Below are 1,228 nucleotides of genomic sequence, written 5' to 3'. Positions count from 1 at the left end.
CGATGAAGGGTCTTGCATTTGGCGTTTGGCGTACGACGTACGGCGTACGACGTACGACGCACGACCCACGACCCGCCCCCGGCGTCCGACCCCTACCGCCCCGCCATCGCCCAATCCGCGATGTCGTAGGGGTAGATCGGCTGTGGGCGGCTGGCTTCGTCGAGGCGCTCGAGGTGTTCAGGGGCTAGGGTCCAGCCGGTGGCCTGGAGGAGGGGCTCGAGCTGCTCCAAGTTGCGCGCGCCGATGATGGGGGCGGTGACGCCGGGCTGCTGGAGGAGCCAGTTGAGGGCGACGGAGGCGGGGTGCTTGCCGCTTTGCTCGGCGACCTCGTGCAGGGCGTCGAGCACGCGCCAGGTGGGTTCTTTGTTCATGTTGCTCCACTTCTCGCCCCAGTTTTTGCGCTCGGCCTCGTCCACGCGGCTGCCCGGGGGCGGGGCGCTCATGCCGCGGCGGTACTTGCCGCTGAGCCAGCCGCCGCGCAGGGGGCTCCAGGGGATGATGCCCACGCCCTCGTTGAGGCAGACCGGCAGCAGTTCCCACTCCATGCCCCGGCTGAGGAGGTTGTACTGCGGCTGCAGGCAGGCGTAGGGCTCCCAGCCGTGGTGTTTTGCCGTGTCGATGGCCTTTTGCAATTGCCAGCCGGTGTGGTTGCTGGCCCCCACGTAGCGCACCCAGCCGCGGCGCACCAGGTCGGTGAGGGTGGAGAGGGTCTCCTCGAGCGGCGTTCGCGCGTCCCAGCCGTGCACCTGGTAGAGGTCGATGTGGTCGGTGCCCAGGCGCTTGAGGCTGGCGGCTACCGCGTCGAGGATGTGCTTGCGCGAGAGCCCGGCGTCGTTGGGGCCCTTGCCCGTGGCGAAGCGCACCTTGGTGGCGATGACCCAGTCCTCGCGGCGCTGGCCCCCCAGCCAGCGGCCTAAGATCTCCTCGGAGGCGCCCTGGCCGTAAACGTCGGCGGTGTCGATGAAATTGCCCCCGGCCTCGGCGAAGCGGTCGAGGACCTGAACGCTTTCTTCCTCGCTGGACTCGCGCCCGAAGGTCATGGCCCCCAGGCAGAGCTCGCTCACCCGAAGGCCGGTTTTGCCCATGTAGCGGTAATTCATGCGGGCCTCCTGAGCGGAGTCTACCGCCGGGGGCCGGCTCGAGGAGGCCCCGTGGCACAATGGCAGGCATGAAGATCGGGGTGGTGGGGGTGGGGATGGTGGGCAGCAGCGCGGCCTACGCGCTGGCG

Annotated in this window: 1 protein-coding gene; it reads right to left on the bottom strand. The window is 69.2% G+C overall.

Annotated elements, in window-relative coordinates:
• Positions 1-92: 92 nt before the first annotated feature.
• Positions 93-1,100 carry an aldo/keto reductase gene (locus Mterra_RS21375; protein WP_119316886.1) on the bottom strand — a complete coding sequence of 336 codons (1,008 nt, stop codon included), beginning with the start codon at positions 1,098-1,100 and terminating at the stop codon, positions 93-95.
• Positions 1,101-1,228: the final 128 nt, after the last annotated feature.

It is taken from the genome of Calidithermus terrae (assembly GCF_003574345.1).
Lineage (GTDB): Bacteria > Deinococcota > Deinococci > Deinococcales > Thermaceae > Calidithermus > Calidithermus chliarophilus.
Note: the sequence above shows the minus strand (reverse complement) of the source record. Positions and strands in the feature narration are given on the sequence as shown.

What these genes read in the sequence shown, in the direction of transcription:
- Mterra_RS21375 (WP_119316886.1), bottom strand. Translation starts at nt 1,100, where the DNA reads ATGAATTACCGCTACATGGGCAAAACCGGCCTTCGGGTGAGCGAGCTC.